Origin of the sequence: Meiothermus granaticius NBRC 107808, assembly GCF_003574355.1 — a bacterium.
Classification (GTDB): Bacteria; Deinococcota; Deinococci; order Deinococcales; family Thermaceae; genus Meiothermus; species Meiothermus granaticius.
The window spans coordinates 1-26,855 of record NZ_QWLB01000034.1 but is presented as its reverse complement, the minus strand read 5'-3'; the positions used below and the strand labels follow the sequence as shown (position 1 = coordinate 26,855).

The following is a 26,855-nucleotide window of genomic DNA, read 5'->3' as shown; positions in this document are numbered from 1 at the left end:
CTCCCTGCCTCAACGTTCACGCTGGATCTTCTCGAGGATCATCCGGGTCAGCTCGTTGGAGTTGCGAATGCTGACCAATGGCCCGCTGTAGGGGCTATAGTCCTCCGGCAGGTAGAGGATGCTCTGCTCCTTGAGCTTCTGGCCGACAGGGCTGGCGTAGAAGGCCTCGGCCCCGTTGTACTTGCCGCCGGGCGGGAAGACCACCACCAGGGTTTGCCGGTCCAGCGAGAGCAGCGCCTCGTCGCTGATCTGGGCCCCCACCCCGAGGGTGACTTCCTTGGGGGTGAAGCCGTCCTTGAAACCCAGCTCGCGCAGGTCGGGGATCAGACGCACAGCAGTGTAAACCCAGTTGCTCCCGCCGGCGAAGGGGGCCACCACCACGACCTTGGGGTACTTCTCGAACACCCCGGCAGCCCGCAGCCTAGCCGCGTTGGCCCGGTTCGTGGCCCTGACCTGCGCGATGACGCGCTCGGCATCGGCGCTGCGGCCAAAGATACGGCCCAAGTCCCTCAGGCCCTTCTGCCAGAACCCCTCCCCGCCCTCCACGTAACCGATGGTGGGGGCGATCCGGCTGAGCTTGTCGTAGTTCTGGTTGCCCTTCCAGGTCAGGCGCACGATGAGGTCGGGCTTGAGGGTGAGGATGGTCTCCAGGCTGGGCTCGAGCCAGGAGCCCACGTAGATGGGGTTGTTGAGCTTCGCGCGGGCCAAGAAGCCTTTTTGCAGCACCTCGGGCTTGATGCGGCCCCCACTGATGTCGGCAGGGGTCAAGTAGGCGCTACCCAAGCCCACGATGCGATCAGTGACGCCGAGGGCGGTCAGCCAGCCCAGCGCCTCCTCGTCCATCACCACCACCCGCTGGGGCTCTTTAGGAACCACCGTCGTACCCTCGTCGTGCCGGATGGTCAGGGGTTGGGCCAGGCCCAGGCCGACGATCATAGAAAAAACGGCAACAACAATGCGATTGTTCACAACAAACTCCTTTCTGTTCGCGTAGAATTAGCTTCCCACCCTCATCAACAACCCGAACTCCTCGAGCACCTGCTCTACCCAGCGCGCGATGCGCCCTTCGCTAAGGTGGGCCTGGTTGTCCTCATCGAGGGCTAACCCCAAAAAAAACTCCCCTCGCTGCCCCAGCGAACGGGTATGCTCGTAGCCAGCCACCGGCCATAGGCCCACCAGGCTAGCTCCGCGCTCCTCGAGCTTCTCCCCCAGAATCCCCAGGGCATCCTGGAAGCTATCCGGGTAACCGAGCTGATCGCCGCAGCCGAATAGGGCGACTTGCTTGCTACTAAGATCAAGCGTGTCCAGCTGCCTGTATACAACCTCCCAGTCGAATTGCAGCTCGCCTATGTTCCAGGTCGAGCAACCCAATAGCAGCTTGTCATAGCCCTCGAGGGTCTTGAGGTCCACCTGAGCGATATCCTGTGGGGGAACAGGCTGTCCCAGCAGGCGCTCGAGGTGGGCAGCAATCTTCGCTGCCGCGTCGGCAGTGTTGCCGTAGGTGCTACCGTAGAACACTCCAATCTTGGACATCGTCGAACTCCCTTCAGTTGAGTTGGCGTGGTCGGGCAGTAGGGGCTTCAGGGAATAGCTCCGGCAGCTCCAGCGTCTGGCTAGCTAAGAAGCACAGATGCCTCAGTTCCCCCCAACTCAGCCGCTCAAGGCGCAACCCGACATTGCCGATCCAAAGCCGAACGCTTGCAGAAGAAGGGGTTTCTCTTTGGTACAGCACCACCTCAACCCCTTCTTCTTGGACTTTGGGTGGCTCAGCGTGAAGGGTGAAAAACTCATTGAGCCGCCGGAAATCCTCGGGCGAAAGGGCCAGCGTCAGGTTGTCCCAGGCCAAGTGAACGATTCCCCCACAACAGTCACAGTGGGCGATAAACCGGTGCGGACTGATCCTGCTTAGCGTTCGACTACGTCTACACATGTCCTTCCTCCTCGACAACACCTCGCAACTGGCGCAACATGGCTTGGCAAATCTTGAGGTTACCCCGCTCCGTCTGCTCACGCCCAAAGCGGGGGTATACCGGGGTTTGTAGGCTAAGGCAGACCTCGGTCTGGTTGGGGCTCAGCTCCCGCAAGGTGAAGATGAAATCACGGGTGGCAAAGCTAATCCCAAACTCCTCCAGGGGTCGCAGCCGGGTCAACCTGCCGGGGAAACGAGGGTGTTTGGGAAAGCTAAAGAACAGCTCGGCTCCCTCGCGCAGCTCCCCCTCGAGCCTCAGCAGGGTGTTCTTGATCCACAGCGGCGCGCGCTGGAAGTCGCTCAATACCGCCCAAACTTCTGCGGGAGAGCGGGCAATCGTCAGGTGGGCCTCGGTGTGAACAAGAGCAATATCCGTCATGTTTTGACTCCTTTACCTTCTCCCACCCATGTCTGGATCGGGGGGCCTCCCTGAGGCTTTTGCAGGTTGAGCCCATAGCGGAAGAAGAACACGCGGGTTTGCTTGAGCACCCGCTCGAGTTTTCGTGGGATCGTCGTCTCGCTCGCATCATGCCGGATGGTCAGGAGCTGGGCCAGGCCGATATCTGCGATTAGCAACGAGATCAAAACGGGTTGCCTCACCTTTTCCCCCCCGGGCATGTTTTTGCTTCATCCATCACTTACCAGCGAGCAGGTACTTCTCGAGGTCTTCGAGCACCCGGTTCGCCCCCAGCACCCCGATGGCCAGGAACCACACATCGTCGTTCACCGCGATGGCCCGGCCCTTCTGCACCGCCTTCAGGCCCTTCCACAGCGGGCTCGCGAGCACGGCAGCCTGGTCGGTCTGGGCGGGATCGCCATAGGTGGCGTAGAACAGATAGTCGGCGTCGAGGTCGGGGAGGCGCTCGAGGGAGATGTAGTCGGCGAAGGTGTCCTTGCTCTGGAAGGCCGGGCGCGGCAGGCCCACATCGGCGAGGATGGTGCCGATGTAGTTGGCCCGGTTCATGCTGCGGATCTGGCCCGGCGTGAAGCGCAGGATACTTACCGTGGGCAGCCGGCCTCGGCCTCCGAGCCGGTCGCGCAATTGCCCGGCCCGCCGCTCGTATTGCGCCAGCAGGACTTTGGCCTGGGTGCTGCGTCCCAAAGCCTCACCCGCCAGTAGCAGGTTCTCCTTCCAGACCACGCCCACGGTCTCGGCCATCACGGTGGGAGCAATGCGCGAGAGCTGGTCGTAGAGCTGGCCGTGGCGCAGCTGGCTGGTGAGAATCAGGTCGGGCTTGAGGCTGAGGATCTTCTCCAGGCTGGGCTGCTGAATGGTTCCCACCACCTCTATGCCCTGGGTGAGATTGCCCAGGTAAGCCTGGAAGCCCTGGCCGGCGGGCGCCACCGCGCCCACTGGCTTGACGCCCAGGGCCAAAGCACTGTCCAGCTCGCCAGTGTCCAGCACTACCACGCGCTTGGGCACCTTGGGAACGCAACTCGTGCCCATGGCGTGCTTGACTAGGCGGCCCGTGCAGGCCTGGGCATAGGCGGGCTGAGCCAGGGCGAAGGCCAGCATCGCCAGGCAGGAAACGAGGAGGATTGGGGTGGAGATTTGAGTAGGGTTCGTCGCATGTTTCACCTCGAGAGGTCGCCCAGCAGGCCGCTGTCGATGCACTCGGCCACGATCAGCTTCAGCGCCAGCGGCCCCCGGCTGCGGGTCCAGAGGTCGCGGTCGAACTCCCAGACCCGACCCCGCCGGACGGCCTCGATGTTTTGCCACAGGGGGTTCTTGGCCCACTCGCGGGTGATGGGGTTCTCGTCTTTGGCGGTGAAAAGCACCAGAGTGGGCGGGTTGAGGGCTACGAGGCCCTCGAGCGAGACCTCGAACTGGCTCTGGCCGTTCTGTGGCCTGACCAGGTTCTTGCGACCCAGCCGCTCCAAGAGGCTGCCGATGAAGCTCTCGCTGGAGTGCAGGGTGAGCGAGGTGGGTGTGGCCACCGCCGCCACCAGGCCGGGGGCGCGGGGGTTGGCGAAGGAGCGGGCCTTGGCCAGCAGGCTGGCCTGGTCGGCGAAGAGGGTGCGGGCCAGCTTCTCCTTGCCCAGCATCCGGCCAATCAAGAGCACCTGCTGCATCAGGTCGTCGTAGCTGCCCCGGCGGGAGTGGAAGGCCACGGTGGGAGCGATCTTCTGGAACTGGGGGATCAGGTCTTTGTGCACGAAGGCGTCGGCGAGGATCAGGTCGGGCTTGGCGGCCAAGATGGCCTCCATGGAGGGCTGGGCCCTCGAGCCGATGCTGTTCACCCCACCCAAGAGCGGCTTGAGGTAGGGCGCGGGCCCCCGGTCGCCACCCTGGGTGCCGATGGCGGCCCCCGCCGGCTTGACCCCCAGGGCCAGCAGGGTGTCGAGGAAGCTGTACTCCAGCACCACCACCCGCCGGGCCGGGGCGGCGAGTTCCAGGGTTCCGGCCTCGTGCTTGATACTGATGGGGAAAGTCTGGGCCAACGTCAGGCCGCCTAAGAGCAGACCCGACAGCGCGGTCACGATTCGCTGCATCCTTGTTCCTCATTTCTCCTGCCCGGTACGCCGGGCCAGGTAGACGAAAAAGGGCGCCCCGATGGCGGTGATCAGGATGCCCACAGGGGTCTCGAGGGGCTTATCCACCAGCCGGGCACCCACGTCGGCCAGGAGCAGGATGGCTGCCCCCAGCACCGCCGAAAACGGCAGTACCCGGCGGTAGTCGGTTCCCACCAGGCCCCGCGCGAGGTGGGGGGTCATAAGTCCCAGGAAGCCGATGGGCCCGGCGATGCTGGTCGCGGTGGCGGCAGCCAGCACCGCCAGGGCGGTCGTCCAGGCGCGCACCCACCCCACCCGAACCCCCAGACCCCTGGCCACGTCCTCGCCCAAAGCCAGGAGGTTCACGAGCTGGGCCGAGAGCAGGGCCAGGATCAGGGTGGCCGCGACCCAGGGCAGGATGGGCAATAGGCCCTCCCAACTGCGCCCGGCCACGCTGCCCGCCAGGATAAACATGGCTCCCCTGGCCCGCTCCTCGAAGAGGGTGAGCAGGGTGTTGGATAAAGCAGCCAGCAGAGCCCCTACCGCCACCCCGGCCAGAGCCAGGCGCACGGGGGTCAGGCCTGCCGAAGTGGCGATGGCATAGACCAGGCCCGCCGCCAGCAAGCCGCCCACGAAGGCCACCGCCACGAAAATCTGCGGCGGCAGGGCGGGCAGAAAGACCACCGCCACCAGGATGCCCAGGGCTGCTCCGGCGTTGACCCCCAGGATCCCTGGCCCAGCCAGGGGGTTGCGGGTGATGCCCTGAAGCATAGCCCCCGAGACCGCCAAAGAGGCCCCAACCGCCAGGGCAGCCACCGCCCGGGGCAGGCGCAGGGTCTGCACGATCAGGCTGTCGGTGGAGCCATCGGGCCGGAAGACCAGCCGCCAGACCTCGAGCAGCGGAATGTCCTTGGCCCCAACCGAAATCGACAGCAAGAAGGCCAGCAGCAACAGCCCCAGGCCGAGCGGAAAGGCCAGCCAGGCAATTCGGGCTCTGCGGGAGGGGAGGGCGGCAGTCGTGGTCATGGTGCGATGTGCGGTTGCAATCTGCGGCGCTTGAGGCTTTCGGCAGCAAAGTAGCTGCCCACGACAACGGTTGGGGTTAGTACTTGCAGCAACAGCCCTTCGAGCGTGGGGTAGACCCCTAGCCAGGTTCCCAACCAGTACGGCAGGCCCCAGCCGGTAGGCGTCACGCTCAACCAGCCCACCACCTGCATGACGTGGACAGTCTGACCCACCATCACCGTCAACACGAAGAGCACCAGCAAGCCGGTGAAGATCAGCATCTTTTTCTGCGGCAGCCTGAGCTGGAGCTGGAAGACCACCAGGCCCAGCCCCACCACGACCACTCCTCCGGCCAGGGTGCCCCACAGCACGTCCAGGACGCCTCCCTGCAACACCAGCGACTGCAGGAAGAGCACGGTCTCGAAACCCTCGCGGTAGATGCTCTCGAAGCCCACCGCCACCAACCCCAGCCCGGCGGCCAGGCCCGTGCGCCGCAGGGCTTGCTGTTTTTGCTGGTGGAAGTCCGCCAGGCGGTCGGTCCAGTAGATTTTGTGATAGAACCAGTTCATGATCAGGAGCAGCACGCCGATGGCAATGAGCGAGACCACCGCCTCCACGCGCTCGCCGTAGCGGGCGAACTGCTGGATGGCCCCCCACATCAACACCCACGTCAGCGCGCTTGCCAGGAAGGCCAGCCCTACCCCCAGCCACACCGGACGGCGCAGGTGGAGGTTCTCAGGGCGGCGGAAGGAGGCCAGGAGGGCAGCGATGATGAGCACCGCCTCCAGGCCCTCGCGGAAAACGATGATGGCGGCATTGAGGCCGATGGCAGCGGGTGAAGCCTCGCGCCCGAGTACCTGGTTGGCCTCGCGCAGCCTGGCCTCGAGGATCTGGCGGGTCTGGGCCACCTGCGCGACGTCGGCCCGCTCACGGATCAGGCGGGCGAGGCCCTTGGGTTCCTGCCCGTACCAGAACAGCCCCTCGAGCTCGAGGGCCAGCTGGGGGTTGAACACCCGCAGTCTGGCCTCGGGGCCGCTCTCCAGCAAAGCGTAGGCGTCCATGCGGGCCAGCTCGGCCAGGTCGTAGCGGCCCGCGGCCACCGCGTTCTGGGCCGAGCGCAGCTGTGAGCGGATAACCTCGAGGTCGCCCGCCGGGTCGGCCCGCCGCCACCCAGCGGGGAGGGTGGCATCGAGCCGCTTTAAAAGCGCCTGACTCTGCTCGCTAACCCAGTGCGCCGTAGGTGGATCGCTTTTCCGGCTGGCTGCCCGCAGACCTTTCTCCAGCGCAGTGAAGGCCTGGCGAATAACGGGGAGGTCGGGGTGGTCGGCCAGAAGGGGCTCCAGGTCGCTCCAGGCCGAGGCCGCGCTCTTGAGGAAGGTGAGGGCCTCGGTGATCTCGAGGTCTTTGGTGACGCTGACTTGGCCCTCCTCCCCGCTCACCCCCCGCGCGTACTCGACGGGAACCAGCGACACAAAACGCAGAACCTGGCCAACCCGTCTGGCCCGCTCGCGCAGAGAGAGGGGGGCCGCACGGAAGCCCTCCAGGGCGCTGCGAATCTGCTGGGAACTGCCCGTAGCCAGGAGCGCCCTGGCCCTTTGCAAAGCAGCTTCCCCTCGCTGGCTTCTGTAGGCCGGAGCCAGGATCTCGAAGTAGCCCTGACCCAGGGCCCGCGCCTCGGCCCCGCGCACCCGCCAGCCCGCCTGCTGGGCTACCTCGAGACCCCTCAGGGCCTCGTTCAGGCGCGACTGGTAGCCATCCAGGAGGTCGGCGCGCACCGCCGTGAGCGCCTCGGAAGGCGGAATCCGGCCCTCGGCCAGGCCCCGCAGGGCCTCGGTGGCGTCGGCGTCAGGGGGGTCGAAGCGGGTGGCGCTGCGGTACTCGCGTAGCTCGAGCCAGCGCACCGCCTCGAGGGCATTTCCCTGCTGCACGGCGGCCTCGAGGCGAGCATAACTTTGCCGCAACACCCCGGTCCACAGCGCAGCGCGCTCCCGGGCGAAGGCTGCCTCGTCGCCCGAGCGGATCAGGTGCTGCAAGCGGATGAGGACCTGGGCGTCGAACTCCAGCCCGGCCTGCTCCAGCTCCTCCAGCGCCACCGCCGCCTTTTGCAGCAGCCGCTGCGCCTGCTGCGGGTCAAAGGCCAGCTCGAGCTGGGCCTCGGCCAACGCCGAACGCAGGGCCTCCCCAGATTGGGCTGGAGTAGCGGTGTCGCCGGGCTGCAGGTGTGGCTTCATCGGGGACTGAGCCAGAACCAAAGAAGCCAGGACGCACAGCAGCGGGATCAAAAGGGTTGAGCCTCTCACTGTTCTACCCTGATGCCTAAAAGGGCCGCGGCCTGCACGATCTTGCCGGTGATGGCGGTAGCCCGGTCGTCGCCTTCTTTAATGAGGATTTCGGCCTGCTCGGGGGTGAAGCGGCGGATCTTCTCCTGCTCCAGCAGGCGCTGGGTCCAGGCCTTGAGGTTACGAAGCCCCTCGAGGATCTGCGCGTTCAGGGCAGCATCTTTCGCCCGAACCTGAGGAGACACCCCTTCGTAAAGCCGCTGCCAACTGGTGATGTTGTCCACCAGGTCGCTCAGGGAGGAGATCACATTGAAGTCGCGGCGGGTGGCCTTGTCGCCCAGCACGAAGCGGCTGGTCTTCCAGCGCTCCAGGAACACCGGCGCGGCGGTGGGTACGTTGGCGGTCAGCGCTCCGAAGACATCCTGGGCGGTGGGTTTCCAGGTCTTCGCCGTAGCAATGAGCTCGGCGGTGAGCCGGTCGAGCTTCTCAGCCGCCGCCTTGAGGACGAGAGCATCGGGCAGCCAGTCACCAAAGCCCAGCTTGCCGTCGCCATCAACATCGAAGGCCACGCCCGAGGAGAAGGCCTTTCCCGTGCTCCACAGGCTCCCCTCCACCAATCCGAAAGCGTTGCCCGGCTTCTTCAGCACCCTCCCATCTGGCAGCTCGAGGTCGAAGCTCACCACCGCGTCCCCACCCTCGGCCTGGGAAGCCCCGGCGTCTATGTTCAGGTCAAAGCCGGCAAGCAGTTCCACCCCCGCCACGATCCCCTCCACGCTCTCGTAGAGGGGGCTGGCCCTAATCCAGGCGGCGCGTGCCTCCTTGAGGGAAGCCCGCACAGCCTCAGCAACGGGAGCCTGGGTCAACTTGCGGTAGTCGAAACCGGCTTTCCTGGCTGCCTCAAAGTAGCGGCCCGCCGCCGCCGCCAGCTCGCTCGTGGCGCTCTTCTGCGCCGCGAGGCGCTCGAGTAAATAGCTCTTGACCGTCTCCACGCCCTGGGCCTGGGCAGCGCCCAGAGCGATCACAATCAGTACAAGCCATAGCCTCATCGCTGCCTCCATAACCCGGGAAGCCCCAGGTGAAAACTCTCCCGAGTCTATGCAGCACGGCTCCTTAAAGTCAAGTATTCCGCTCGGATTTTTGTAGTATTGGAAGTGATAATCATTATAGAAATGTTCGCAAACAGCTCACCGCTTCAGCGGTAGGATGAACCCGAACGCGACGCGGATGCGCCGCCGGGAAGCCGAAACCCCTCGCAGGGGTTCGCAGGATATGCCAGAATCAGAACGCGCCCTCCCAAACCCTGACCCTCAAGCTGCCTTCTGGCCCTGAAAGTGGTCGAGGTTGCAGGTGGTCAACACCGCCCTCGCCAACCGCATCCTGCTTATGCCCAGGACAGAGCCGAAGCGCCTGACCACGGCCAGCTTCAAGAACCTGGACGATCCCCTCTTGGACCCGTACACCAGGTGGAACTCAGCTCGGCCTGGATCAACCAGACCATCCGCAATGTCAACCAGTCCAGGAAGGTCAAAGCGTTCAAGCGTCTGCCACTGGAAACCAACAACCAGAACTGGACGCCGCACAAGGTGGGCAACACCTATTCTGTGCTTCGGCTGGGTCAGGCATATCCGCCGCCGCTACGCTGCCAGGCGGCGCAGGTTGCAAAAGGCGGGCAGGCACAGAACCCTCAAACGCCTGGAGCAAAGAGAGCAGCGTATTGTCCGGCGCATCGTCCACATCCTCAGCAAGACGCCGGTGGCCTTTGCAAAGAAACACAACAGCGGGATACGGATGGAAGACCTCATGGGCCTCCGTAACACCAACCAGCACAAGGCTACAAAGTCCCAGGCCGACCAGAACCGCGACTGCTGGCCCTGCTTCAGCGAGAGATGTGGTTATCAGGGCCACCCCAACCACAACGCGGCTAGAGATATCGGTACGTGGTTGGGGCTGGCCTGCCCTGTGGTTCTTCAGGCTCCACGAAGCGGGGTGCATGGCACACCCCTGAGCTGGGTAAGCCAATAGTTCGGAAGGTTTTTGCAAAAAGAGGGGTCTCCAATAAGGTGAAAGTGCAAACCGTAGCCTGAAAGGACGACCCATGAACATTGTGCAACAATTTGAGGCGATTTCGAAGGAAGTAGGCATGCGCAAGACCCAAGCTCAGTACCTGGTGATGCTGGTAGGGCTGTGGCTGGCGATACCGGGACGGGTGAACTATTTGTGGATTTTGTCGGGATCAATCAGAGCGTGCTGGAATCGTGGAGGCCAAAGGCTGAAAGACAGTGGGTGCTGGGCATAGACACCAGCTTCGTGCGGAAGTCTGGAAAGGCAACACCCAACCTAGGCAAGTATTGGGATAGTATGCAAAACAAAGCGGTGAGGAGATTGGAAGTTTCGTGTATTAGCCTGATTGACCTGGATTGGGGTCAGGCCTTTGGGCTGCATATGCGGGCAACGGAGGCGACACAAACCGCCGGTCGAACCGAGCTGTGCGCAGGGCATCTGCACGAGGTGCTGGGTGGCTTATCCCCCCACCTGCGGCAGCGCATCCAGTACGTGGTGGGGGATGGGTATTACGCCAAGCAAGACTTTGTTGCGGCGGTACGCCAACAAGGCCAGCATTTGGTAGGCAAGCTACGCTGTGATGCGGATCTCCGATACCCCTTCACCGGCCCCCATCCTCTGGCCCAGGTCGTCCCAGACTCTACGACGGCAAGGTGGACTACCAGCACTGGGAACGCTGGAAAACAGTAGAGCCGACGCCACAAGAATCACCGCAAGCATCCGCTTCGCCAGTAGAGGGGCCAACCACCTATCTCTACACCACCATCGTCCATTGCCCAAAACTCAAAACCAAACTGCGGGTCATCGCCATCCTCACCCACCAACCCAACAAACCCCCCAGGCACCAGCTCTTCTTTAGCACCGACCTGACCCAAGACCCCCGGCACATCCTGCAAGTATATGCCGCCCGTTTCCAGATGGAGTTTCTTTTTCGAGACACCAAGCAGCACCTCGGTCTCGAAGACTGCCATTCCCGTCACAACAACTCAACGCTCATCAAGGAACCCCCGATACGTTTACTTTCAGTATCAAAAATGCCAAGCGTCGCGTCTACAACCAACTCTTCGCCAGCCGAATATTATCCATCTTGCCCCAAATCCCTACCTGCAATAAATACCACCAGCGCCTTCAGAAACTCCTAAATCTCGGGGTCAAGGCCGCTTGAAACCTTCCGGACTATTGTAAGCGAAACCAGCCCAAAAGGGCCGGCGTAGATGCTAAACCAACTGGTCTTGGACTACCACGAGGTGGGGGGCCTGGCCGCCTCGCCCCTGGCCAAGCGGGGCTGGCGGGCCAAGGGACATGAGTTTCACTACAGCGCCCGGGAGGCGCTGCCCCCGGCGGCCTGGCGCTTGGTGGAGGGGGAGGGCCTCGAGGGCTACGCTGCGGGTCGGGTGCTGGCCAGCTACGTGCACCTCTACTTCCCCAGTCAGCCCCGGCTGGCCCAGCGCTTCGTCCAGGAGGCCCTGGCGTGAGCATACTGCTGGCCCTGCTGCTCGACTGGAACCTGGGCGAGCCCCCAGCCCGGCTGCACCCGGTGGTCTGGATGGGCCGCTACCTGGGCTGGGCCGGGCGCGGTCTGGCAGAGCTATCCCCTGCGCGGGCTTTCTGGGCAGGGGTGCTGGCCTGGGGGCTGGGGGCTTTGCTCTTCACCGGGGTTTATGCCCTCCTGGCCCGGCTGCTGGGGGGGCTTCCCTGGTGGCTCGAGCTGCCGCTGACCGCCCTCCTGCTCAAGCCGCTGTTTGCCTTCCGAATGCTGCTGTCGGAGGCTCGGGCGGTGGAAGGGGCCCTTCAGGAGAGCCTCGAGGCAGGCCGATCCCGGCTGGGCTTCCTGGTCAGCCGCGACACCGGCTCGCTCAGCGCAGGCGAGGTGCGGGAGAGCCTGCTCGAGTCCATCTCGGAAAACCTGTCCGACTCGGTGATCGCCCCGCTTTTTTGGTACCTGCTGCTGGGGCTGCCAGGCGCTGCGCTCTACCGCTTTGCCAACACCGCCGATGCCATGTGGGGCTACCGGGGTGAGTGGGAGTGGGCCGGCAAGTGGGCAGCCCGGGCCGATGACCTCCTGAACCTGCTCCCGGCCCGCCTGACCGCCCTCCTGATCTGGGGGGTTGCGCCGGTTTTTACGCTGGGACAGCTATGGGCAGAGGCCCACAAAACCCCCTCACCCAACTCGGGCTGGCCCATGGCCGCGCTGGCCCTGGGCCTGGGGGTGCGCCTGGGCAAGCCGGGGGTTTACCTCCTGAACCCCTCCGCCCCCTTCCCTTCGCCTTCCGACCTGCGGCAGGGCTTCACCCGGGTCATCACAGCAGGTAGGCTGGGTGGACTGCTCCTGGCTGGGATAGAGGTCTGTCTGCACTTTCCGGCCATCCTTTCAAGGTAAAACCCTGGTATGATCGACGACATCCTCAAGCCCATCCACGGCGGCACCGACAGCGGCCCGCCCCCGCGTTTTGACTTCTCCACCAATGCCAACGCCCTGGGGCCCGACCCTCTTGCGCTGGCAGCCGTTCAGGCTGCCGATCCGAGCCACTACCCCGATCCGCTCTACACCGAGCTTCACCAAGCCTTGGCCGCCCACCACGGGGTCAGAGCCGAGCAGGTGGCGGTCGGGGGCGGTACCAGCGAACTGATTCACCGGCTCACCCGCTGGCGCTACCTGCGGGGGCCTATGCTGATCCTGCCACCCACCTTCAGCGAGTACGCCCGGGCCGCCCAACCGGCTGAACTGCCTTTGCTCCAGGCCTCGAGCCCGTCCGAGTTTTTGCGCCTGCTCCCGCGGGCTACCCTGGCCTTCCTGTGCGTGCCCAACAACCCCACCGGAGAGGTTTACGGGTTCCTGGAGGAGGCCGCGGAGGTCGCCCAACAGCACCCGGTCACGCTGGTGCTCGACCTGGCCTACCACCCCCTCAGCCAAAAGCCCCCGCCCCTGCCTCCCACAGCCTGGCAGCTCCATAGCCCCAACAAGGCCCACGGCCTGACCGGGGTGCGGGCAGGCTATCTGCTGGCCCCTGTAGACCTTACCCATTTCCGCCACATCGCCCCCTCCTGGGTGTTGGGGGTGCATGGTGAGGCCATGCTCAAGGCGACCCTTCAGCAGCCCTCGCTCGACTGGCTGTCCCGCACCCGCGAGGCGCTCTGGGGGCTGCGCTCAGAGCTTGCAGCAGGGCTCAGAGGCCTGGGCCTCGAGGTACGTGAGAGTGCGGCGAACTTCCTGATGGTTAAGGTGGGCCAGGCCACCCCCGTGGCCCAGGCCCTGCGCGCCCGGGGCCTACGGGTGCGCGACTGCACCGGCTTTGGGCTGCCGGAGTGGCTGCGCCTCTCGGCCCAGCGGTCTGAAGCCCAGGCTGAGCTTCTGGGGGCAATGGAGGAGGTCTTGCATGCCCAAGGGTAAAGCCATCATGGTGCAGGGCACCAGCAGCGGGGCGGGCAAGAGCTTCCTCGCCACCGCGCTCTGCCGCTACTACGCCCGACAAGGAGTAAAGGTAGCCCCCTTCAAGGCGCAGAACATGTCCAACAATGCGCGGGTGGTGGCCGGGGGCGAGATGGGTTCCGCCCAGTACTTCCAGGCCCTGGCCGCCGGGGTGACCCCGGAAGTGCGGATGAATCCGGTGCTGCTCAAGCCCGAGGCCGACCAGAAAAGCCAGGTGATTCTACTGGGCCAGCCCCACCCCGAGCTATCCCGTCTGCCCTGGCGGGAGCGCAAGGCCCGGCTGTGGCCGGTGGTGCGCCAGGCCCTGCACGAACTGCTAAACGAGTATGACCTGTTGGTGATCGAAGGGGCCGGCAGCCCCGCCGAGATCAACCTTAAGTCCAGCGATATCGCGAACATGCGGGTGGCCCTGGAGGCAGAGGCCAGGGTTCTGCTCGTCACCGACATCGACCGGGGCGGCGCCTTTGCCCATCTGTACGGCACCCATCTGCTGCTGGAGGAGACCGAACGCGCCCTGATCAAAGGGTTTGTACTCAACAAGTTTCGCGGCGATGTCCGCCTCCTAGCCCCCGGCCCAGAGCAGCTGCAAACCTTGACCGGCGTGCCCACGGTGGCGGTTCTGCCCATGTGGCACGGTCACGGCCTACCGGAGGAGGACGGCGTTTTCGACGCTCGGACGGTGGGTCGGGGTTTTCGCGTGGCCATTGTGATTTATCCGCGCATCTCCAATCTAGACGAGTTTGAGCCGCTCAAACACCTTCCGAACGTTGAGCTTTCTTGGGCGCGCAAACCTCAAGACCTTGATGGGGCCGATCTGATCGTTCTGCCGGGCTCCAAGCACACCGTGAGCGACCTTGAGTGGCTGCGTCGAGAAGGGTTTGAAACTCCTATCCGAAGGCATATTGAACAGGGAAAGCCGCTGCTGGGCATCTGCGGTGGGTTGCAGATGCTGGGCCAGGCCATTCACGACCCGCTGGGCATTGAGAGCGCGGGTTTACACCGGGGTTTGGGCGCTTTACCCTTGCATAACATTTTTACTTCTAAAAAGGTGCAGCGGCCCAGCAGCCTGGAGCTGAGCGACTTGAAAGGCTTCTGGAAGGCACTCGAGGGCCTAAAAATTGCCGGTTACGAAATACACCACGGCCAGAGCGAGCGGCTTGTGGCCCAGGAAGGCAGCGTACTGGGGCTCTACCTGCACGGCCTCTTCGAGAACCCAGAGGTGCTGCAGCGGCTGTTTGGGGTTCTGCCCAACACCGGCGATGTGTTCAACCAGCTGGCCGATTTTGTAGGACAGCATTTTGAAAAGGGTTCTTTGGAGGGCCTGGTTAGCTAAAGAACTAGATCCTACATTCCGCACCCCTCCCATCTGCGGGTAGGATTTCTGGATGAAAGGGATTGCCGACCTGCAGGTATACGACCTGGGCCACCTGGGGCTGGTGGCCGGAATCATAGACCGCATTGGGCTGGTGCCTTTGGTGGACAAACGGGTAGGCCCCCGCTCGGGGGAGAAGGTGAGCACGGGGGTGGCCCTGAAGGCGGCCATCCTAAATGCGCTGGGCTTTGTGTCCTCTCCGCTCTACCTCTTCGGCCACTTCTGGGAGGGCAAGCCCACGGGGTGGCTCCTGGGGGAGGGCATCACCCCGGATCTCCTCAACGACGACCGCATGGGGCGGATGCTGGACAGCCTGTATGCGGTGGGGGTGACGGCACTCTTCTTGGAGGTAGCCAAGCAGGCCCACCGGGCCTTTGCCTTCCCGGTGCGGGCCATGCACGTGGATGCCACCAGCTTCCACGTGCATGGGAAGTACGAGCCAGGCTTTTATCATATTCTGCATGCAGACGACTATACAGATTCCCAGCCCGATTTCCTACCTGATGGAAGTACCCGATCTGCGAGCCCGCAACACCACCTACGATTGGCGCTTGTTGTTCATGCTGGTGCTGATGGGGCTGGGGAGTGGACGCACCAACGTGCTGGCGATTGCCCAGTGGGTGCAGGATCAGCGGGATTGGCTGCTCAGCCTGGGCCTGGGACGGCGGGCCAGCGGTCGGGCCCTGCCGGCGCAGGCCACCCTCTATCGGTTTGTGTGGGCCTTGGAGCAACAGGCTGCTGCGCTGGAGCAGGCCCTGAAGCAATGGGCTAAAGCGGTCTGGAGGGTTTTGCAGGAACAGGGTGAGGCCAAGGCGTAGGATTGGTTATACCGGATTCAAAAAGATAGTTCTCAATACCAAAAGCCTCTGAGGCTATCTTTTTGAATCCTAGAGTACTCCCTTCGGTCGGGTTAGTTCGCCGCCATTCGGCGGCGAACTAACCGAATCTGGTATTAGCACTCAGTCTGGACGGTAAACACCTCAAGGGGAGTGCTCGGCGTGGGGTGGGGGATAAGGCTCTGGTGCTGGTATCCGCCTATCTGGGGCAGTTGGGTCTGAGCCTGATGCAAGGGAAAGTCCATGGGGATGAGGCGGTGGCGGGTCGTGGGTTGGTGATGGAACTGGAAGCGGATCTGGCCGAATTCGGCATTCCCTGGGTGCTTACCGGGGATGCGGCCCACACCGAGACCCAGACGGCTGCGGCGGTGGTGGAAAAAGGGGGCACTACCTGCTCGCGCTCAGTGAAGGGCTGCTAAGCCCCCGGCGATGCCGGTACTCAAGGAGAACCAGGCGGCCTTGAAAGACTGGGGCGAGTTTCTGCTGAGGTATCCCGCAGAGGAGGTTCACCGCTACCACGAGGTGCGCAGCGGTGTGCTGTGGGTCTGGCAGGTCTGCCGAATCATAAGAAATCCTTTTGATCCCATCTTTTTGCATCCTCCTGGCCACCAGTGGAAGAGGGTGTAGCTCCGGATGAGCGGGTGCTGGTAGTGCTCAACAACACCCGGGTGCCCCGCGAGCTTGCCCTACCGGTGAGCTTTTCCGAGGGAACTCACCTCATTGATGCCTTGGGTTACGAGGAGTTCACTGTACGGAACGGATCTGTTCACTTTTCTCGGCTGGAGCCCCTGAGGGGCTGGGTTTTGCTCAGGAGTGCCTAACCCCCTTCCCTTTCACCCACCCCCAGGCCGTCCCATCGCCCACCCCATACTTCCTTGCCAGGCTGTGAAGGGAAGCCCCGGTCTGGCGATACTCCTCCACCAGCCGAGCCCGTATCCCCACCTTCCCTCCTGGCCCTGGCTTTTTCCGGGGAATAAAGTAGCTCACCTCACTTTGAATACCCCGATTGCACTCCACACGCCTGTCTCTGTGGATTTTGGAATGATTCTCAAGTACCCTGCACCTGCACCCCCGGCCAGCGTCTGCGCTATGTGAACCGAATCAGCGGCCCGTTGCTGGATCGCTTCGACCTGGTGGTGGAGGTGCCCCGGCTTACCCCGGAGGAACTGGCCCGTGTTCCTGAGGGTGAATCTACGGCAATGGTGCGGGAACGGGTGCTGGCGGCGCGGGAGCGGATGCAATCCCGCCAGGGCAAACTCAACAGCGAACTCTTTGGCCGCGAACTGCGGCGACACACGGTGCTTTCTCCCTCTTCCGAGGCCCTGCTGCAAGCCGCCACCCAGCGCCTGGCCCTCAGTGCAAGGAGTTATGACCGCATCCTGCGGGTGGCGCGTACCATCGCCGACCTAGCGGGGGCGGAGCACATCCAGGAGGCCCATCTGGCCGAGGCCCTGACGTATCGGCGGAGTCTGGGGTAACCTGCCTGAGCTAAACTCATGCCATGGACGCCCTGGCCCTGTACCGGCAGGGCCGCTACCCGGAGGCCTTTTCCCTGGCCCACCGTCAGGGGGAGGCCAAGACTGCTGTGCTGGCCCTGCTGGGGCTGGGGAAAGTGGCAGAGGCCCAGCACCTGCTGGAGGCCTGGCAACCCCAGGGCCGGGAGGACCAGGCCGAACGCCTCGCCCTGCTGGGCTTTGCGGCTTTTCGCCAGGATGACCTTCCAACCTACCGCCGGCTGGCCCTGGCCGCAGCCCAGACCGCCCAGACCCCCCTGACCCTCTACCACCTGGGCCTCTCCCTGCCGCCCAGGGACGGCCTCCTGGCCCTGCAGGAAGCCCTGCACCGCCTGCAAGCCCAGGCCGCCCCTCCGGTGGAACAGGCTCGCCTGGCCTATGCCCTGGCCCGCACCCTCAGGCGGCTGGGCCGATGGGCGGAGGCCCTTTCCTACGCCAGCCTGGCCGTCCTGCAAGACCCCCAGCCCCACTACCGGCTGGAAGAGCTCACCCTGCTGGCCTACACCGGGGAGGAACCCCTGCCCAACCTGGAAAAGGCCCTGCCCCCTTTCCTGGCCCATCCCGCCCCCTCGGTGCGCTACTACGCGCTGTGGCTCTCGCTGCTGCTGCAGGGCATGCAGGGTGCACCCGATCCCGACCTCCTCCCCACCCTTCTCCACCAGACCCCTCACCCCCACCTACCTTACGACCTGCCGCTGCGGGTGTTGCTCTTCCAGGCTCAGCCTTCCCAACAACCCCTCCTCGCCCGCCTGCTGCGAGCGGCTAGGGCCCAGCCTTCTCGGGAGCCCCTACCCCAGGCCTTGCTGCTCCTCGCTGAGGGGCTCTATCGCTACCCTCAGCCCGAGGCCCGCCTTCTGCTGGAGGAGAGCTTCCCCACCCTGGAAATCGAGTGGGCCGAGGAGGCCCTGCGGGCAGCGGCCCACCTCAGCGCCCTGGAGGGCCAGCCCCTTCCCGAGCCCTACCGCAGCATGGCCCGCTCCCTGCGCCCCGAGGCCAGAGCCCTCTTCCTGCCCACAGAACTCCCCTCGCTCACCCCGACCACCCCCTACCTAGAGACCCTGGGAAAAGCCCAGCTCCAGGGCTTTCCCAACCTAAGACCGCGCAGCCTGGAACTCCTCACCCTGCTCCTGGCCTACCCGGAAGGCATCACGGGCGAGGCCCTAGCCCAGGAACTCTACCCCCAGCCCAACCCCCAGGCCCTCAAAACCGAGCTCTGCCGCCTGCGCCAGCAGGGGTTCGAGGTCCTGAGCCGCCCCTACCAGCTCCTTACCCCCATCGAGGCCGACTTCTTGAAGCTTCAAGAGGCCCTGGAGCAAAACCAGCTTCACCAGGCCCTGGCCCTCTACCAGGGCCCCCTCTTGCCCAGGAGCCAGGCCCCGGGCATCGAGGTGTTGCGGAACCAGATCGAGGAGCAGCTCAAACGGCGGGTGCTCGATCACCCCGACCCCGAGCCTCTCTACCAGCTGGCCCAGAAACTCCCGGACGACCTCACCCTCTGGGAGGCCCTGCTCCAGCGCCTGCCCGCCCAAGACCCCCGCTACCCGGCGGTCCTGGCCTGGGCAAGAGGGCTCAGCGCCCAGTACCGCTAGGCCCACCAGGCCCACTTGGCTTCACCACACCCGGCGGCAGGCAGTCGGGGCGGGTGCAGGCGTAGGCCAGGTCCCGGAAACCCAGACCCAGCAGGACTAAAAGGGCCAGAAACAGTACTCCCTTGCGCATACCTCTACCCTACCCAAACCCAGGTAACCAACTCAGTCAAAAGGTAACCAAAATGAGTTAGGAAGGTCACCATTCTGAGAGGGGGTTTGGTTACCTGGAGGGTGCTAGGTTGAGGGTACCCTCAATGGGCTACAGGTGAAAGGGGGGTTTACGGCCATGAGATACTGGATCAATAGGGTTCTTCGGGAAGACCAACGCAACTTGCCGATTCTTCTTCGTCAAGAGAAAGAAGTAAACTTATTGGATAACACGGTGTTGAGCGTCGGAGACCAGCTCAGGACTCGAAACGGTTGGGTTGAAGTGCGGGACGACTTTGGCCTGGTCATCCGACTGGGACCCGGCTCGGAACTTGCCTATGCCCTTGATCCACAAGGGGGCAACATTGCTCATCCACTTGAGCAGCCTTCTTTGATTTTCTTTGGTGAGGTGTACAAGTTTCGCTACTATGTTCGACCCCTCGAGGTAGTGGCTTGCGGGAAATACCGCACGTCTTGTTGGTATTGTCCATCAAGCATGCATGCTCGAAATCTTGATGAGAACAGGGATGCCTTCTATGCCTTGGCAGGCAGTGTACCGATTTGGGATTGGGATGAAAAAGGCGAATCTTTCGTGATAGTGGAGGTTCCTAAGGGACATAAGGCAGTTCTGCGCCACGATTCCATGAAGCCTATGCGGAAGCGGTATATTGTCGAAGAAGTTTGCCCGATTAGCTCTGACGAGTGGATCCGTATTGCTTCCAACTACATGGATTCTGGGCGCTGGGCTAGAGAAGCAACCCGGGAGGTGGTAGCGACTGGCTCATAGGCGCTCCCCGTTACGCCAAACCGTCCCGGCGCTTCGCCAGGTTTTTCGAGCCGCCCCCCTTGAGGTCACCCTCTTGGTGGGCCTTCTGGCCGCAAGCGGCCTGATACCGGTGGGGGTGCTGAGCGCCACGCGGGATTTGGTGGATGGTCTGGTCTATGGGTTGGGCAGCGGCTCCCTCAGCCCGGCGCTGCTGGGTCCCCTGGCGGGGCTGGCCCTGCTGTTTGCCCTCGACTTTTTGCTGGTGCCCTGGGTGACCTATCTGCAGGGGGTGGTCAACGAACGGCTTACGGCCCGGGTGCATCTCTTGCTGATGGAGAAGGCGGCGGGCATGCCCGATCTCACCCCCTTTGAAGACGCCGGTTTTTACGACGAACTTCAGGTGCTGCGCGACCAAGCGCCCTACCAGCCGCTCAACCTGCTGGTTTTCTTCGGCAACGCCTTTCGCGGGGGCATTGCCGTAGCCGGGGTGCTGCTCTTGCTCCTCACCTTGGCCCCCATTTTCCCCTTGTTGTTGCTCCTGGCCACCCTGCCGCAGGCGCTGCTGACCTTCCGGTTGCAAAAGGGGGTGTGGGAAGCGGTGCTCTTTAGCGCGCCCGAGGCCCGGAGGATGCGCTACTACGCCGAGGTTTTGCTCAACCCCGAGGCCGCCAAGGAGGTGCGCCTCTTTGGTCTGCTTCCGTTTTTTCGTGGGCGTTACCTCGAGGCTTTCGGGCGGCTGCACCAAGAGCTCCGCCGTGCCCGTGGGCGGCAGGCCCTGGGGGCCAGCAGCCTGGTTTTTGTCAGCGCCCTGGCCACCGCGGCGGCGCTGTACCTGGGCCTGCGCCAGGCCCTTTTGGGTTCGGGGGGGCTGGGCAACCTGGTACTTCTCTTGCAGTCGGTGGGCAGCCTACAACAAAACCTCTACGGCCTGGTGCAGGATGGCGGCATGCTATACGAGAGCCTTTTGTACTTCGAGCGGCTCGAGGGTTTTCTGGCCCGGCTTTCCCCGTTCGCTCCCTTGAGCACAGGTCGCTCGGTGCAGTGCTTTGAGGAAATCCGCTTTGAAAACGTGGGGTTTAGCTACCCCGATGGTCGGCGGGCCCTGGAGGGGATCTCCTTCAGGCTGCGCCAAGGCGAACGGCTGGCGCTGGTGGGGGAGAACGGAGCCGGTAAAACCACGTTGGTGAAGCTCTTGCTCCGCTTCTACGACCCCAGCGAGGGCCGCATCTTGGTGGATGGGATAGACCTGCGCGAGGTAGACCTGGAGGTCTGGCGTCGCCTGGTAGCTGCGGTGTTTCAGGACTTTGGTCGCTACGCGCTCACGCTGCGAGAAAACATTGTCCTGGCCGATTTGGAGCGCCAATCTGACTTTGGGCGTTTGGAAGAGGCCGCCAGGGCCGGGGGAGCTGCGGAACTGCTAGGGCGGCTCGGTTCGGAGGTCCTTCTCTCCAAAGCGTTCGGGGGAACGGACCTCTCTTTAGGAGAATGGCAGCGGATAGCCCTTGCGCGGGCCTTTTTCCGGCAGGCCGAGCTGCTGATCCTGGACGAGCCTACCGCCTCGCTCGACCCCAAGGAAGAGGCCCACCTTTACCGGCGCTTTGCCGAGCTGGCCCGGGGCAAGACGGTGCTCCTCATCACCCATCGGCTGGCCTCGGTGCAGATGGCCGACCGGATTCTGGTGCTGCGGGAGGGGCGTTTGGTGGAGGAGGGCTCGCATCAGGCCTTGTTGCACTGCAACGGCCTTTATGCCGAGCTTTGGCGGTTGCAGGCTGAGGGGTATCGTGTGAATTGAAACCTCCAATATGCTGGGCTGGAAGCCATGAACCCAAACGTGCAAAACCCCACCCCCGTCCTCCAGGCCCACGCCTTGCGCAAGCGCTATCCCAAGGCAAAGGGCTGGCTCGAGGCGCTGAAGGGGGTCAGCCTGCAGCTCTTCCGGGGGGAGATCCTAACGCTGTTAGGCCCCAACGGCGCCGGGAAGACCACCCTGGTCAAAATCCTGGCCGGCCTGGTGGAGCCGGATGGGGGGAGGGTGGAGGTGCTGCAGGAGGGAAAGCGAACCTGGATGGGTGCGGTGCTGGAGGGCAACCGTAACCTCTACTGGCGCCTGACCGCCCTGGAAAACCTCATCTACTTTGGCACCTTGCGCGGCCTCATCCCTAAAGAGGCCCGGCGGCGGGGGCTCGAGCTGTTGGAAACGGTTGGGCTCGCCGAGAAGGCCCAGCAAACCGTGGGTACCCTTTCTAGGGGCCAGCAGCAGCGGGCGGCCCTGGCCGCCGCTTTGGTGCACGACCCTCCCATCCTCTTCCTGGACGAGCCCACGCTGGGGGTGGACCTGGAAGCTCAGGAGGCCATCCGAACCTGGCTGCTGCGGCTCAAAGAACAGGGCAAGGCCGTCCTCCTCACCACCCACCAGATGGATTTTGCAGAGGCTGTGGCCGACCGGGTGGCCATCCTCCAGGAAGGCGAGGTCGTGCTGGAGGGAAGGACCCAAGAGGTGCTGGAGGGCTCTCCTGGAGCCCCTTACCGAATCGAACTCCAGGCGCCTTTGGGGGAGGGGGATCCACGCCTGGCGCAGCTCCGAGCCTTCGAGGCAGAGGTGGAGGGGAAGGTGGTTCGGGTGGTGGGGGAGGAAACGCTTTGGGAAGTCCTCAGAATTCTAGACCCCTTACCCCTAGAGCGGGTGGAGCGGGAAAGTCTCTCTCTTGCAGGGCTTTTCTGGCGCATACTTGGAGAAAGGAGCGAGCGGTGCTCCAGCTTGCCTACATAGAGTTTTGGCGCTACTTGAGGGCCTTTTTCCGCTATCCCTTAGAGGTTCTGGGGGGTGTGCTGGGGGCGGTCGTAGTCTTTGCGCTCTTCTTCTCGGGGGTTCGCTACCTGGCCGGCCCCGCCCTCTTCGGGGAGCGGCTGGAGGCCCTGGTGGTGAGCCTCCTGGCCTGGACGCTGGCTTTTTCGCTGCTGTCGTATATCGCCTCCACCCTAACGGAGGAGGCCCTGGCGGGGCTTTTGGAGCAGCTCGCCCTTACCCGCCCGGGGCTCTTAGGGGTGGTGCTGGTGCGATCCGCTGTCTCCCTTTTTCAGATTGGCCTGTTGAACATCCCGGTTTTCCTGGCTATCCTCCTCACCTCCGGAGCTCGGCTGGACTTCCATCCCCTGACCCTGCTGCCGCTTGCGACCCTGGCTCTCGGTGCGTTGGGTCTGGGGCTCCTCCTTGGAGGGTTGGCACTGATTTATAAGCGGGTGGGCCAGCTCGTAAGCCTCCTCCAGTTCCTTTTCTTGGGTCTTTTCCTGGTACGCTTTGAGGCCTTGACCCAGCCTTGGAACGCTCTGGGCTACCTCCTGCCCCTGGTACCCTCGGTGGCTGCCCTGCGCCTGCTGCTGGGGCGGGGAGAAGATCCCGAATGGGGACTCCTTTTCCTCACCGGAATCAACGCCCTGGCCTACATCGCTTTCGGGATTGGATTCTTCAAGCGTGCCCTCCGCAGGGCGCGGCGGCAAGGCACATTGGGAACATACTGAAGCGATAGCCTCGAGTGGGGATGTGGCCGGGACCCTCTATGTCATCCACGAACTCACCAAGCGCTACGTCCCATAGGGCGTGCTGGCCAACGACGCGATCTCCCTCGCTGCCCGCATGGTGGGAACTGCCTACCGGCGAGACCGTTGTGTTGCCTGCTCCCGCTAGGGGCTGGCGTCCGACTCAGCGTGAGTTGGTGACGGTTTTTGCGAATGCGGGTCTGAGGATTTTGAATTTTTCGCTTGTCCAAGGGATTACTTATCCCTGGGAATACGCCGGTATCGCGGTTCGAGCGCCTTCTGGTGAATCGGAGGTCTGACTTGAGCGTAAATCCCATCCGTGCCTGGTTGAACCGTCACTACCCTTCGCTGGAGCACCCAGCCTACGTCCGCCTGCTCTGGGCTACTGCCTTCTCGAGCCTGGGCAGTCAGTTCACGGTGCTGGCCCTTAGCGTGGCCGTCTTCACCGCTACCGGGTCGGTGGCCTCGCTGGCCGGCATATGGGCGGTGCGGGTAGCCTCGAGGCTCCTGCTCCAACCTTTCACCGGTGCCCTGGCCGACCGCTGGGACCGTCGCCGAACCCTGGTGGGCGGTTACCTGCTGAGTGCACTGCTCTCGGCCAGCCTGGTCCTGGTGCTGCTCGAGCCCCTTCTGGTCTATCCCCTGGTTTTCCTGATCCAGACTGTGGAAGGCCTGGTAAGCCCTACCATGGCCGCAGTGGTACCCTCCCTGGTTCCCAAAGAAGCACTGATCTCGGCCAACGCCCTGAGGGTTGTGTTGACCAAGATTACCGCCTCGTTGGGCCCGGCCCTGGCGGGCCTGCTGTACGGCCTGGTGGGCCCGATCTGGCTGTTCATCTTCGACGCCCTCACCTTTGCCGGCGTGGCCTATGCCGTGCTCGGCCTACCCTCGGCTTTCAGTGTAGCCTCCAGCCGAAGGGGCCCCTCCCTCTGGGCCGAGGCCGCCGAAGGTATGCGCTTTGCTGTGTCTAGCCAAGCGGTGATGATGATTTTGCTGCTCTCCATGCTCACCTCCTTGTTCTGGCGAGTAGTGGAAATTGTCATGGTCCCCATCTCAATGGAGGTGGCGCACATCGGGGCGGCGGGCCTGGGGCTTTTGTATACCAGCCTCACCCTGGGGGGAGTGGTCGGGGTAGCCACCCTGGGTGCACTGAAAAAGGGCATACCCAGCCTTACGTGGGTGATTTTGCTCAACACCCTACTGGCCGTGCCCATGCTGCTGGGAGCGACCTTCCCGACGTTTCTGGTGCTTTTGGTTGTTTTCTTCATCAGCGGCATCCTTTTCGATATATCCGGCGTCGCCACCCAGTCACTTCTGCAGGCGGCGGTACCGAAGCAGTTTCTTGGGCGGGTTTTCAGTTTGGTGAACGTGAGCCTGGCCCTGGGTGTGTTACCCGTGCTCGGGGGGCTCGATCCGTTGGTTCGCGGGCTGGGTTCTGCCGGGGCCTTACAGGTCACCTCACTTGCGGTTTGTGGATTGGGGGCTCTTTTGTATATCGCCGCAACAGTCCGTGGTGGATATACCGAGGAAAAGGAGGGGCATTCGGGATGACTTTGACCGGTCAGGAACGCGTGCAACTGCGGCCTGTCGACCTTGACGATGCGAATAAAATCCAAAGGTGGTACGCCGAGCCGCAGGTGGTGGAGTATGCCATCATCCAGCCATTCCTGGGGTATTCCCTCAGTGAGGTACAGGATCTGATCAAGAAGTGGCTTGGCCGCGATGACCGCAAGCTATACGTGGTGAAAGCCCTGGAGCAAAATTGCGATGCGGGTTTGGTATTTCTAGAGCACATCGACTGGAAAAACCGGGCTGTGAAAATCGCCTTGCTCATAGGCGAACCCGAGTTGCGGGGGCGTGGCCTGGGTCAGGCCGCCCTCCGTAGCGTGATTCAACTGGGTTGCCACGACTGGGGGCTCCATCGCCTAGGTGCCAACTGCCTGGCCACTAATCAGGTCATGATCCGTTGTCTCGAGCAGGTTGGTTTTGTTCAAGAGGGCGTGATGCGAGAGGCGGTACTCCGCCATGGGCGATACCAGGATCTACGAATATATAGCCACATCAATGAGCTTCACAGAACTTGGTGATTTGTAGGGTTCATCTAGGGGCTCACCCCCCCACCCGTCGCTGGCCTTGAGAAGCACCCTCGAGTCCACCAAGTTGGATGCAGTGTCATGGGGAGGGTGGTTGGGCTAGAGTTTCTGCTCCAGCGGGTTTACAAACCGCACCCCCTCCAGCACGGCCCCCATAGCGAAGTCCTCCGAGAGAACCACCGGCACCTGGTATAGCCGGGCGGTGGCCCAGACCTGGGCGTCATAGTAGCTGAGGTGGTGCTGGGCCACCCCCCGCAGGGCCTCCAGCACCACCGGAGCGGTCAGGGGGAGCACGGGAAAGGCCAGCATCAGCCGCTCGATCTCCAGCCGAACCGGTTCGGCCTCGAGCGGAGGCGAAAGGCGGCGCAGGGCCACACTGGCAAACTCACTCAAAGCCTGCACCGGCAGTGCGGCCCGCCCCTCCTGAGCCAGCCTCAAGAGTACCTCGGCAGCCTTTTTCTGCTTCTTGGGGTCGCGGGCATCCAGGGGGTAGATGAGAAGGTTGGTATCGATCAGATAGCGGGGGTTCAACCCTCACCCCCACCCCAGCGGGACTCCCGGGTGTAGAGGGCTTCCCGCTCAAAGCGCCAGCCTTCGGGCAGGCGGTGCTGTTGGGAGATCTCCCGGGCCTGTTCCAGAAACGTAGACAGGGCCTTTACATGGCCGGGGAGGGGGGCCGTGCCCTCATGCAGCAACCGATCCAGGGCCAGTCGCACCAGCTCGGCTTCGGAGAGGCCGGTCTCGCGGGCCTTGAGCTTGAGCTCTTGTTCCTGGTCCTTGCGGAGGTAGAGCTGTTTGCGAACCATGGCCTAAGTATACATCATATACATTGCTGGGTCACCACACCTGGAGCCTGTTGCCACAGGCGGTGCGAAAAAATGCCGAGCATTGTTGAGACTTCAAGACTCAGAACCTTTCACCCACCCCCAGGCCGTCCCCTCACCTACGCCATACTTCCTTGCCAAGCTATGAATGGAAGCCCCGGTCTGGCGGTACTCCTCCACCAGCCGAGCCCGTATCTCCCCCTTCCCTCCCGGCCCTGGCTTTTTCCGGGGAATAAAGTAGCTCACCTCACTTTGAAGACCCCGATTGCACTCCACATGCCTAAAAGTTGGTAGTCTCCCCGCCCCAGTCGCTGTCCCACAGCGGCTCTACGTGGCGGAAATGCTCGCCCAGGGCGGCCCGCTCGGCCTCGTAGGGCAGCAGGGCGTAGGCGCGGAGCTGTTCCAGTTCTTTGAGCATAAGGCCTCCAAAAAAAGCCCAGCCGATTGGCCGGGTGCGTGCATGTCCCCCTCTTGAGGCGGTGCCTGGAAGGGACCTTGTCGCTAAAGATTTTAGCACTGCCTGGCCGGGTTTTCCACCTGGATTTGTGAGGAGCCCAGCGAAGCTCAAGGCTAGTATGGACAAGCCACACTGCGAAAGTATGAAAGAGGAAAGCGGTGGCTAGCGAGATCGGAAGCTACGAACCTTGAAGGGGATAGAGGCGAGTCGAGTCAAACGAATCCGCTGTGCAGACTGCAAACGGCAAGTTCGGCTGGAGTATCCCCAGGAATGTCCGCGCTATCGCTGGTACAGCCGAAAGATACAAGGCTTGTTTGCAATATTGGATAGTTACCGCGTCAGTGAAGCAGTCCTAGTGCTCTGGTAAGTTAATCATCGCCACTCCTTCTGGGGTACAGGTGGGCCAGCTTGATGCGCGCGTCGGCGGCGGTGAAACGCCACTGGATAACGACCCTTTGCTGGTTCCTACGCTGGGCCCAAGCC

The 26,855-nt window shown here is 63.3% G+C and carries 30 protein-coding genes and 2 pseudogenes; 18 read left to right on the top strand and 14 right to left on the bottom strand.

Annotated features, from left to right (window positions below; all coding sequences use genetic code 11):
• Positions 1–9 precede the first annotated feature (9 nt).
• The 10 genes from Mgrana_RS12035 to Mgrana_RS11990 all read right to left on the bottom strand — a co-directional run bounded on the left by Mgrana_RS12035 (position 10) and on the right by Mgrana_RS11990 (position 8,792).
• On the bottom strand, positions 10–936 hold the full coding sequence (locus Mgrana_RS12035; protein WP_119357863.1) for an ABC transporter substrate-binding protein: 927 nt from the start codon (positions 934–936) through the stop codon (positions 10–12).
• 60 nt (positions 937–996) lie between these two features.
• Positions 997–1,533, bottom strand: a complete 537-nt coding sequence (locus tag Mgrana_RS12030; protein WP_119357850.1) for a flavodoxin — start codon at positions 1,531–1,533, stop codon at positions 997–999.
• A gap of 13 nt (positions 1,534–1,546) precedes the next feature.
• Entirely contained in the window at positions 1,547–1,846 is a 300-nt protein-coding gene (locus Mgrana_RS12025; RefSeq protein ID WP_119357849.1) for a hypothetical protein, read from the bottom strand.
• 76 nt (positions 1,847–1,922) lie between these two features.
• Positions 1,923–2,348: an SRPBCC family protein gene (locus tag Mgrana_RS12020; protein ID WP_240631351.1), complete on the bottom strand. Its 426-nt coding sequence runs from the start codon at positions 2,346–2,348 to the stop codon at positions 1,923–1,925.
• Positions 2,345–2,569 carry a hypothetical protein gene (locus Mgrana_RS12015; protein ID WP_147021228.1) on the bottom strand — a complete coding sequence of 75 codons (225 nt, stop codon included), beginning with the start codon at positions 2,567–2,569 and terminating at the stop codon, positions 2,345–2,347. The genes Mgrana_RS12020 and Mgrana_RS12015 overlap by 4 nt, the downstream gene beginning before the upstream one ends.
• A gap of 34 nt (positions 2,570–2,603) precedes the next feature.
• On the bottom strand, positions 2,604–3,485 hold the full coding sequence (locus Mgrana_RS12010) for an ABC transporter substrate-binding protein (protein WP_119357847.1): 882 nt from the start codon (positions 3,483–3,485) through the stop codon (positions 2,604–2,606).
• A 59-nt stretch (positions 3,486–3,544) separates the two neighbouring features.
• Complete coding sequence (locus Mgrana_RS12005; RefSeq protein WP_119357846.1) at positions 3,545–4,462, bottom strand: ABC transporter substrate-binding protein; 918 nt, start codon at positions 4,460–4,462, stop codon at positions 3,545–3,547.
• 9 nt (positions 4,463–4,471) lie between these two features.
• Positions 4,472–5,488 (bottom strand): FecCD family ABC transporter permease, encoded by a 1,017-nt coding sequence (locus tag Mgrana_RS12000; RefSeq protein WP_119357845.1) that lies wholly within the window; start codon positions 5,486–5,488, stop codon positions 4,472–4,474.
• Entirely contained in the window at positions 5,485–7,698 is a 2,214-nt protein-coding gene (locus Mgrana_RS11995) for an FTR1 family protein (RefSeq protein ID WP_119357861.1), read from the bottom strand. The genes Mgrana_RS12000 and Mgrana_RS11995 overlap by 4 nt, the downstream gene beginning before the upstream one ends.
• 65 nt (positions 7,699–7,763) lie before the next feature.
• Complete coding sequence (locus Mgrana_RS11990) at positions 7,764–8,792, bottom strand: imelysin family protein (RefSeq protein ID WP_119357844.1); 1,029 nt, start codon at positions 8,790–8,792, stop codon at positions 7,764–7,766.
• 1,396 nt (positions 8,793–10,188) lie between these two features.
• Here Mgrana_RS11990 and Mgrana_RS11975 point away from each other — a divergent pair.
• The 12 genes and pseudogenes from Mgrana_RS11975 to Mgrana_RS11915 all read left to right on the top strand — a co-directional run bounded on the left by Mgrana_RS11975 (position 10,189) and on the right by Mgrana_RS11915 (position 18,548).
• Positions 10,189–10,497, top strand: a complete 309-nt coding sequence (locus Mgrana_RS11975; RefSeq protein WP_147021229.1) for a transposase — start codon at positions 10,189–10,191, stop codon at positions 10,495–10,497.
• Positions 10,461–10,949: a transposase gene (locus Mgrana_RS16725; protein ID WP_147371296.1), complete on the top strand. Its 489-nt coding sequence runs from the start codon at positions 10,461–10,463 to the stop codon at positions 10,947–10,949. Before Mgrana_RS11975 ends, Mgrana_RS16725 begins: the two co-directional genes overlap by 37 nt.
• 72 nt (positions 10,950–11,021) lie before the next feature.
• Positions 11,022–11,282, top strand: a complete 261-nt coding sequence (locus Mgrana_RS11965) for a hypothetical protein (RefSeq protein ID WP_119357839.1) — start codon at positions 11,022–11,024, stop codon at positions 11,280–11,282.
• Complete coding sequence (gene cbiB, locus Mgrana_RS11960) at positions 11,279–12,187, top strand: adenosylcobinamide-phosphate synthase CbiB (protein WP_119357838.1); 909 nt, start codon at positions 11,279–11,281, stop codon at positions 12,185–12,187. The genes Mgrana_RS11965 and cbiB overlap by 4 nt, the downstream gene beginning before the upstream one ends.
• A gap of 9 nt (positions 12,188–12,196) precedes the next feature.
• A complete protein-coding gene (locus Mgrana_RS11955; protein ID WP_119357837.1) occupies positions 12,197–13,198 on the top strand; it encodes a pyridoxal phosphate-dependent aminotransferase in 1,002 nt (333 codons plus the stop codon).
• Entirely contained in the window at positions 13,185–14,570 is a 1,386-nt protein-coding gene (locus Mgrana_RS11950) for a cobyric acid synthase (RefSeq protein ID WP_206075084.1), read from the top strand. The genes Mgrana_RS11955 and Mgrana_RS11950 overlap by 14 nt, the downstream gene beginning before the upstream one ends.
• A 52-nt stretch (positions 14,571–14,622) precedes the next feature.
• Positions 14,623–15,054 (top strand): annotated as a pseudogene (locus tag Mgrana_RS11945) (DUF4277 domain-containing protein); the annotation flags it as partial.
• A gap of 16 nt (positions 15,055–15,070) precedes the next feature.
• Positions 15,071–15,427 carry a transposase family protein gene (locus Mgrana_RS11940; protein ID WP_170146468.1) on the top strand — a complete coding sequence of 119 codons (357 nt, stop codon included), beginning with the start codon at positions 15,071–15,073 and terminating at the stop codon, positions 15,425–15,427.
• 203 nt (positions 15,428–15,630) lie between these two features.
• On the top strand, positions 15,631–15,864 hold the full coding sequence (locus Mgrana_RS11935) for a hypothetical protein (protein WP_147021246.1): 234 nt from the start codon (positions 15,631–15,633) through the stop codon (positions 15,862–15,864).
• 10 nt (positions 15,865–15,874) lie between these two features.
• The gene (locus Mgrana_RS11930) at positions 15,875–16,072 is read left to right on the top strand and encodes a hypothetical protein (RefSeq protein ID WP_119357835.1); all 198 of its coding nucleotides are present in this window, start codon (positions 15,875–15,877) and stop codon (positions 16,070–16,072) included.
• A 395-nt stretch (positions 16,073–16,467) separates the two neighbouring features.
• Positions 16,468–16,923 (top strand): annotated as a pseudogene (locus Mgrana_RS11920) (magnesium chelatase subunit ChlI family protein); the annotation flags it as partial.
• 23 nt (positions 16,924–16,946) lie between these two features.
• Positions 16,947–18,548, top strand: a complete 1,602-nt coding sequence (locus tag Mgrana_RS11915; protein ID WP_119357833.1) for a hypothetical protein — start codon at positions 16,947–16,949, stop codon at positions 18,546–18,548.
• Here the strand turns inward: Mgrana_RS11915 and Mgrana_RS16850 are convergent.
• Entirely contained in the window at positions 18,529–18,678 is a 150-nt protein-coding gene (locus tag Mgrana_RS16850) for a hypothetical protein (RefSeq protein WP_170146467.1), read from the bottom strand. The genes Mgrana_RS11915 and Mgrana_RS16850 overlap by 20 nt on opposite strands.
• Before the next feature lie 156 nt (positions 18,679–18,834).
• On the opposite strand from Mgrana_RS16850, the gene Mgrana_RS11910 reads away from it, so the two are divergent.
• From Mgrana_RS11910 to Mgrana_RS11885, 6 genes are all read left to right on the top strand, one after another.
• The gene (locus Mgrana_RS11910) at positions 18,835–19,482 is read left to right on the top strand and encodes a hypothetical protein (RefSeq protein WP_240631350.1); all 648 of its coding nucleotides are present in this window, start codon (positions 18,835–18,837) and stop codon (positions 19,480–19,482) included.
• 76 nt (positions 19,483–19,558) lie between these two features.
• The gene (locus tag Mgrana_RS11905; RefSeq protein WP_240631352.1) at positions 19,559–21,253 is read left to right on the top strand and encodes an ABC transporter ATP-binding protein; all 1,695 of its coding nucleotides are present in this window, start codon (positions 19,559–19,561) and stop codon (positions 21,251–21,253) included.
• 27 nt (positions 21,254–21,280) lie between these two features.
• The gene (locus Mgrana_RS11900; protein WP_119357831.1) at positions 21,281–22,231 is read left to right on the top strand and encodes an ABC transporter ATP-binding protein; all 951 of its coding nucleotides are present in this window, start codon (positions 21,281–21,283) and stop codon (positions 22,229–22,231) included.
• Complete coding sequence (locus Mgrana_RS11895; RefSeq protein WP_119357830.1) at positions 22,210–22,980, top strand: ABC transporter permease; 771 nt, start codon at positions 22,210–22,212, stop codon at positions 22,978–22,980. The genes Mgrana_RS11900 and Mgrana_RS11895 overlap by 22 nt, the downstream gene beginning before the upstream one ends.
• Before the next feature lie 318 nt (positions 22,981–23,298).
• A complete protein-coding gene (locus Mgrana_RS11890) occupies positions 23,299–24,549 on the top strand; it encodes an MFS transporter (protein ID WP_170146466.1) in 1,251 nt (416 codons plus the stop codon).
• Positions 24,546–25,085: a GNAT family N-acetyltransferase gene (locus tag Mgrana_RS11885; protein ID WP_119357828.1), complete on the top strand. Its 540-nt coding sequence runs from the start codon at positions 24,546–24,548 to the stop codon at positions 25,083–25,085. Before Mgrana_RS11890 ends, Mgrana_RS11885 begins: the two co-directional genes overlap by 4 nt.
• 105 nt (positions 25,086–25,190) lie before the next feature.
• Here Mgrana_RS11885 and Mgrana_RS11880 read toward each other — a convergent pair whose 3' ends face one another.
• The 3 genes from Mgrana_RS11880 to Mgrana_RS16845 form a co-directional block, all read right to left on the bottom strand.
• Positions 25,191–25,622 (bottom strand): PIN domain-containing protein, encoded by a 432-nt coding sequence (locus Mgrana_RS11880; RefSeq protein ID WP_119357827.1) that lies wholly within the window; start codon positions 25,620–25,622, stop codon positions 25,191–25,193.
• Positions 25,619–25,897, bottom strand: a complete 279-nt coding sequence (locus tag Mgrana_RS11875) for a hypothetical protein (RefSeq protein WP_119357826.1) — start codon at positions 25,895–25,897, stop codon at positions 25,619–25,621. The genes Mgrana_RS11880 and Mgrana_RS11875 overlap by 4 nt, the downstream gene beginning before the upstream one ends.
• A 298-nt stretch (positions 25,898–26,195) precedes the next feature.
• Entirely contained in the window at positions 26,196–26,333 is a 138-nt protein-coding gene (locus Mgrana_RS16845; RefSeq protein ID WP_170146465.1) for a hypothetical protein, read from the bottom strand.
• Positions 26,334–26,855 lie beyond the last annotated feature (522 nt).